Source organism: Pusillimonas sp. (assembly GCF_035515275.1).
GTDB lineage: Bacteria > Pseudomonadota > Gammaproteobacteria > Burkholderiales > Burkholderiaceae_B > Pusillimonas.
Genome location: NZ_DATJBQ010000152.1, coordinates 1 through 6,039, shown reverse-complemented (window position 1 = coordinate 6,039; position 6,039 = coordinate 1). Strand labels below are relative to the sequence as shown.

Annotated in this window: 7 protein-coding genes; 6 read left to right on the top strand and 1 reads right to left on the bottom strand. The window is 59.0% G+C overall.

The window, feature by feature from the left end; all coding sequences use genetic code 11:
* The first annotated feature begins 118 nt into the window (after positions 1 to 118).
* From adk to VL003_RS11420, 5 genes are all read left to right on the top strand, one after another.
* The gene (gene adk / locus VL003_RS11440; protein ID WP_325442577.1) at positions 119 to 775 is read left to right on the top strand and encodes an adenylate kinase; all 657 of its coding nucleotides are present in this window, start codon (positions 119 to 121) and stop codon (positions 773 to 775) included.
* A gap of 65 nt (positions 776 to 840) precedes the next feature.
* Complete coding sequence (locus VL003_RS11435) at positions 841 to 1,599, top strand: 3-hydroxyacyl-CoA dehydrogenase (protein WP_325442575.1); 759 nt, start codon at positions 841 to 843, stop codon at positions 1,597 to 1,599.
* 6 nt (positions 1,600 to 1,605) lie between these two features.
* Positions 1,606 to 3,162 carry a murein biosynthesis integral membrane protein MurJ gene (murJ, locus tag VL003_RS11430; RefSeq protein WP_325442573.1) on the top strand — a complete coding sequence of 519 codons (1,557 nt, stop codon included), beginning with the start codon at positions 1,606 to 1,608 and terminating at the stop codon, positions 3,160 to 3,162.
* Between the two features lie 58 nt (positions 3,163 to 3,220).
* A complete protein-coding gene (rpsT, locus tag VL003_RS11425) occupies positions 3,221 to 3,484 on the top strand; it encodes a 30S ribosomal protein S20 (RefSeq protein WP_325442571.1) in 264 nt (87 codons plus the stop codon).
* Between the two features lie 182 nt (positions 3,485 to 3,666).
* Positions 3,667 to 4,638: a 2-hydroxyacid dehydrogenase gene (locus tag VL003_RS11420; RefSeq protein WP_325442569.1), complete on the top strand. Its 972-nt coding sequence runs from the start codon at positions 3,667 to 3,669 to the stop codon at positions 4,636 to 4,638.
* A 40-nt stretch (positions 4,639 to 4,678) separates the two neighbouring features.
* On the opposite strand, the gene VL003_RS11415 is transcribed toward VL003_RS11420, so the two are convergent.
* The gene (locus tag VL003_RS11415; protein ID WP_325442567.1) at positions 4,679 to 5,005 is read right to left on the bottom strand and encodes a DUF3579 domain-containing protein; all 327 of its coding nucleotides are present in this window, start codon (positions 5,003 to 5,005) and stop codon (positions 4,679 to 4,681) included.
* Positions 5,006 to 5,109: 104 nt separating this feature from the next.
* Here VL003_RS11415 and argF point away from each other — a divergent pair.
* Positions 5,110 to 6,039 (top strand): ornithine carbamoyltransferase (gene argF / locus VL003_RS11410; protein WP_325442565.1); only part of this gene is annotated, 930 nt, incomplete at its 3' end.

Genomic DNA, 6,039 nt, shown 5'->3' with positions numbered 1-6,039 from the left:
GTGCGCGGCATATTCATAAATCGGTTATAAATCGTCCTCGAAGCTGGGCGTACGATGTAAAATTTGCTGCATTGCCGCATAAGCGAAAAAACTGTAGAAGCATTCTTTGGAGATAGTCATGCGATTGATCCTGCTCGGCCCCCCCGGCGCTGGCAAGGGCACTCAGGCCGCGTTCATTACCGAAAAGTTCGGCATTCCCCAGATTTCCACGGGCGACATGCTGCGGGCTGCCGTCAAGGCCCAAACCCCACTGGGCATTGAAGCCAAGAAAATAATGGATACCGGCGGGCTGGTTTCGGACGACCTCATCATCGGCCTGGTGCGTGATCGGCTCAAACAGCCCGATTGCGAGAACGGCTATCTTTTTGACGGTTTCCCCCGCACCATTCCTCAGGCTGACGCGCTCAAAGAAGCCGACATCGGCCTGGATTTCGTGGTTGAAATTGTGGTGCCTGACGAAAACATCATTGAGCGCATGAGCGGGCGCCGTGTTCATCCAGCCAGTGGCCGCAGCTACCACGTCAGCTTCAATCCGCCCAAAACACCCGATGTCGACGACATTACCGGCGAGCCTCTGGTGCAACGCGACGACGACCGCGAAGAAACGGTACGCCATCGCCTGTCGGTCTATCAAGACCAAACCCGCCCTCTGGTCGGCTACTACTCAGACTGGGCAAAATCCGGCGACCAGCGCGCTCCCGCGTTCCGTCAGATTTCAGGTGTGGGTTCGCTGGATGAAATCCGACAGCGCATCGCAGAAGCACTCAATAAATAGCGTTATCCGCATTACTGATCAAGAACATCGAGCGGGCCCGGCGCCCGTTCTACTAAAGGGAAAACATGGAGATCAAGGACAAAGTATTCGTCGTTACGGGCGCAGCATCGGGCCTGGGTGCCGGAACCGCGCGCATGCTGGTCGCCGAAGGCGCCAAGGTGGTATTGGCCGATGTGCAAGACGAGGCAGGTAAGCAATTGGCCGCCGAACTTGGCCAAACCTATGTGCATTGCGACGTCACCCAAGAGACCGACGCCATGGCCGCCATCGAGGCCGCAAAAACGCTGGGCCCGCTGTTCGGCCTGGTCAGTTGCGCCGGCGTTGCACCCGCTTCGCGTACGGTCAGCAAGACCGGTCCACATGCGATTGAACTGTTTCAAAAAGTGGTCATGATCAACCTGGTGGGCACGTTTAACATGGTGCGCCTGGCTGCGGCTGCCATGGGCCAGAATGAGCCCGAGCCCACCGGTGAGCGCGGTGTCCTGATCAACACCGCCTCGGTAGCCGCCTACGACGGCCAGATCGGCCAGGCCGCCTATGCCGCCTCAAAAGCGGGCGTGGTGGGCATGACCCTGCCCATTGCTCGCGATCTGTCCAAGGTGGGCATACGCTGCGTCCCCATTGCTCCAGGCATATTCGGTACGCCCATGGTGTTCGGCATGCCTCAAGAAGTGCAAGACTCACTGGCCGCCAGCATTCCCTTCCCCTCGCGGCTTGGCCGGCCCGAAGACTATGCCAAGCTGGTTCACAGCATCATCACGAACGAGATGCTCAACGGCGAAACCATCCGGCTGGACGGCGCCATTCGCATGGCACCCAAGTAAGTACCCATGAGCCTGCTTCGGTCGGCCGCCACTGTTAGCGGCCTTACCTTGTGCTCACGCATCACGGGCCTGTTCCGAGATATCCTGATTGCCAGTTCGTTCGGCGCAGGCCCCCTTACCGACGCCTTCTGGGTCGCTTTCCGCATTCCCAACCTGCTGCGCCGGCTATTTGCCGAAGGCGCGTTTTCGCAGGCCTTCGTTCCCATTCTTGGCGAAGTACGCTCCCAAGGCACGCCCGACGAAGTCAGGCTCTTGCTTGATCGAGTCGCCCTGCTGCTGACGGTGGCGCTGATGGGCGTAACGGCGCTGGGCATTATTGCCGCGCCGTGGGTGGTCAGCGCGATGGCCAGCGGCCTGCTCGTCGAATCCAGGCAAACTGCATTTGATGCAGCGGTGTGGATGACGAGAATCATGTTCCCGTACATTCTGTGCATGTCGCTGGTAGCATTGGCCTCGGGCATATTGAACACCTGGAGCCGTTTCGCCGTGCCGGCGTTTACCCCGGTGCTGCTTAACTTGAGCATGATCGGGGCCTGTCTGTTTCTGGTTCCCTACTTTGATGTACCCATCTACGCCCTGGCTGTGGGTGTCATGATAGGTGGCGTCGCCCAACTGGCCATGCAATGGCTCGCGCTTTCACGACTGGGATTGCGCCCTCGTTTTTCACCCCAGCTGCGCGCCGCTTGGCACGACTCGACCGTGCGGCGCATCGCCCGCCTGATGGTTCCGGCCACACTAGGCGTCTCGGTAGCGCAGATCTCCTTGCTCATCAATACCAATATTGCAACGTGGCTGGCGTCGGGCAGCGTCACGTGGCTGTCGTTTGCCGACCGCCTCATGGAGTTTCCCACCGCCCTGCTGGGCATTGCCTTGGGTACCGTGTTGCTCCCCAGCTTGTCGGCCGCGCACGCACGCCAGGATCACGATGGCTACAACGCCCTGCTCGACTGGGGGCTGCGCCTGGTGATACTGCTGGGTTTGCCGGCGGCATTGGGCATGGCATTGCTTTCGGAAGGGCTGGTCGCCACCTTATTCAACTATGGCGCCTTCAGCGCGCAAGATGTCCAGCAGACCCGTCTTGCCGTCATGGCCTACGCAGTCGGGCTGCTGGGCCTGCTGGCCATCAAGATTCTGGCACCGGGCTTTTATGCCAAGCAAGACATTCGCACCCCTGTTCGCATTGCCCTGATCGTACTGGTGCTTACCCAGATCATGAACCTGATCTTTGTGCCCTGGTTTCAGCACGCGGGGCTCGCGCTTTCCATTGGGCTGGGCGCCACGTTCAATGCCCTGATGCTGCTGGTTCTGCTGCGCCGAAAGGGCGTGTATACGCCGTCGAAAGGCTGGGCGGCGTTTGTGGCGCGCAGCCTGCCGGCCATGGCGGCCCTATGCGCCTTGCTTTGGTTCGCCGACCAACACATCGATTGGGTGGGCCCCACCGTTTCGGGCGGCCAGCGAGCCCTTGCCCTGAGCGTTGTGCTGGCTGCAGCGGCAGCCGTATACTTTGGGGTGTTGTTCGCATTTGGATTTAGGCCCAGGCACTTTACAAAGCGCGCCGTTTAAGCTATAGTTACTGTCTTTGCCGATTAAACGATTACTTAGAAACGATATTTAGAAACCCATGGCCAATACCGCACAAGCACGTAAGCGCGCCCGTCAGTCGGTTGCGCGCAACAAGCATAATTCCAGCATGCGCTCGATGCTTCGCACGTCGATCAAGCGTGTGCGCCAGGCTATCGAAGCCGGCGACAAAACCGCCGCTACTGAAGTCTTGCAAAAAGCCAGCAGCGTCATCGACCGCGTGGCCGACAAAAAAATCATTCACAAAAACAAGGCCGCTCGTCATAAAAGCCGCCTTGCAGCCGCTGTTAAGGCATTGGCCTAAACAGGCAGGTTTAATCGGCACAGGGCTTTAGCCCATTAAGAACAGGACGCAAATGCGTCCTGTTTTTTTTTGCAGCGCCCGGCAGGCGGCTGCCCTGCTGCTTTCGGGTTATAGTTTTTGCACCTGGCCGGCATGCTGAAGCATCGGCCTCTACTTTGCAACTCCCGCCAATCAGACACGCTATGCCAGAACAAAAACCCACCCTGCTGCAGTTGTTTGCCGTGCCCATTTTGCCCCAGGCCCAGCAGCGGCTGGAAGACGCCTACCACGTGCTGCGTCTTTGGGAAGCCAACGACCCGAACCTGCTCATGCAAGAGCATGCCCACACGGTCGAGGCACTGATTGCAAGCTCTTTTTATCCGGCCCGGGCAACCCTGATCCACCAGTTGCCCCAACTTAAGGCTATTTTTAATCTGGGGGTGGGCTACGACGGCATCGATGTGAGCCTGGCCCATTCACGCGGCATTCAGGTCAGCAACACACCCGATGTCTTGAACGACTGTGTGGCCGACCTGACCTGGGGCCTTATTCTGGCTACCATGCGGGGCATGGGCCGCGCAGAACGCTTCGTACGCAGCGGCCAGTGGCAAAGCCGGTTGGCGGCACTACCCCTGGGCAGGCGCGTCACCGGCAAGCGCCTGGGCATTGTGGGCCTTGGCCGCGTGGGTCTGGCTGTGGCCCAGCGCGCCGCGGGCTTCTCTATGGAGCTACGCTATCACAACCGCCGGCCCCGCACCGATGTGGCGTGGGGCTATGAAACCAGCCCCAAGGCTCTGGCTGCCTGGGCGGATATTCTGGTGGTGGCCACGGTGGGTGGCGCCGACACGCAGCACCTGATTGACCGCAGCGTGCTCGAGGCACTTGGTCCCGACGGCGTGCTGATCAATGTTGCACGCGGTACGGTGGTCGACGAAGCAGCGCTGATCGAAGCGCTTTCAAATGGAACCATCGCCGCCGCCGGGCTCGATGTGTTCGAAGCCGAGCCCCATGTTCCTGATGCCCTGAAAGCGCTCGAGAATGTCGTGCTGATGCCCCATATAGCCAGCGCCACGCTTGAAACACGGCAAGCGATGATCAACCTGATGGTCGAGAATGCAGAGTCGTACGCACGCACCGGCAAGGTGCTTACGCCCGTACCCGGATCCAGCTCCTAGCAGCCTGACCCGATCGATACGTTCGAATGAAAAGGCCCGGTTAGACCGGGCCTTTTCGTTCCGGAACCTCTCGCTCTGACGTTCGCAAGTCGTTGTCGTGGGCAAATTCCTCGACAAAGTTCCATGCCAGAGGCTCGAGTTGGCGCAGCCGATGATCGACGACGATGCATCGGACGCCATCAATGAACATGGGTACGACATACGGGGAATAGCTGAGTGGGCCGCCTCGTGAGCCGACGGGCCGAAAACGGGACATGACCCCGGCAAGGCGCTCGGCCCAATCACTGGGTCGAAAACGTTGCCCTGAATGGGTAACGCCGTAAATAATAAATTGCCTGAGCAGGCTCCGAGGCTGATCTTCCGACATGCTTATCCCGCAAAACCAAATAACCACGAGGCTGTCAAAAATACAGCCCTGCGCGAAGATTGTATATGATAGATACAATAGTCGTCTTTGATCCAAGGCTTAACATGTCTCACCAACAGCAAACAGGCCCATTGCGGCATTTTCTGCAGTTTCGCGACCTTACCAAAGAAGAAATCCTGTATCTGCTTGACCGGGCAAAGCTTATTAAGGACAAGTTCAAGCGCTACGAGCCTCATCGCCCGCTGCATGACCGCAACCTGGCCATGGTGTTCGAAAAGGCCAGCACCCGCACCCGCGTCTCGTTCGAGGCCGGCATGTACCAAATGGGTGGCTCGGTCATACACCTTACCACCGGCGATTCGCAATTGGGCCGCTCCGAGCCTATTGAAGACACAGCCCGGGTCATTTCGCGCATGGTCGACCTTGTCATGATCCGCACCTTCGAGCAAACGCGCATCGAACGCTTTGCGTCGCACTCGCGTGTACCGGTCATTAATGGGTTGACCAACGAATATCACCCTTGCCAGATCCTGGCTGACATCTTTACCTTCATCGAACACCAGGGCCCCATACAGGGTAAAACCGTGGCCTGGATCGGCGATGCCAACAACATGGCCTACACGTGGCTGCAAGCAGCCGAAATTCTGGGCTTCACCCTGCATGTTTCGGCCCCCAAGGGCTACCAACTTGACCCCAAGCGTATCGGCCAACCGCCGGCCGGCGTGTTGCGCGAGTTCGACGACCCGATAAAAGCCTGCGCCGGGGCCCACCTGGTCACCACCGACGTCTGGACCAGCATGGGCTACGAAGACGAAAACGAGGCTCGTCGCAAAGCCTTTGCCAACTGGTGCGTCGACGCCGAAATGATGTCGGCGGCCGATCCCTCCGCCCTATTCATGCACTGTCTGCCCGCTCATCGCGGCGAAGAAGTTTCCGCCGACGTCATCGACGGCCCTCAAAGTGTCGTCTGGGATGAAGCCGAGAACCGCATGCACGTGCAAAAAGCACTGATGGAGTTCCTGCTGCTGGGTCAT

What these genes read in the sequence shown, in the direction of transcription:
- adk (WP_325442577.1), top strand. Translation starts at nt 119, where the DNA reads ATGCGATTGATCCTGCTCGGCCCCCCCGGCGCTGGCAAGGGCACTCAG.
- VL003_RS11435 (WP_325442575.1), top strand. Translation starts at nt 841, where the DNA reads ATGGAGATCAAGGACAAAGTATTCGTCGTTACGGGCGCAGCATCGGGC.
- murJ (WP_325442573.1), top strand. Translation starts at nt 1,606, where the DNA reads ATGAGCCTGCTTCGGTCGGCCGCCACTGTTAGCGGCCTTACCTTGTGC.
- rpsT (WP_325442571.1), top strand. Translation starts at nt 3,221, where the DNA reads ATGGCCAATACCGCACAAGCACGTAAGCGCGCCCGTCAGTCGGTTGCG.
- VL003_RS11420 (WP_325442569.1), top strand. Translation starts at nt 3,667, where the DNA reads ATGCCAGAACAAAAACCCACCCTGCTGCAGTTGTTTGCCGTGCCCATT.
- VL003_RS11415 (WP_325442567.1), bottom strand. Translation starts at nt 5,005, where the DNA reads ATGTCGGAAGATCAGCCTCGGAGCCTGCTCAGGCAATTTATTATTTAC.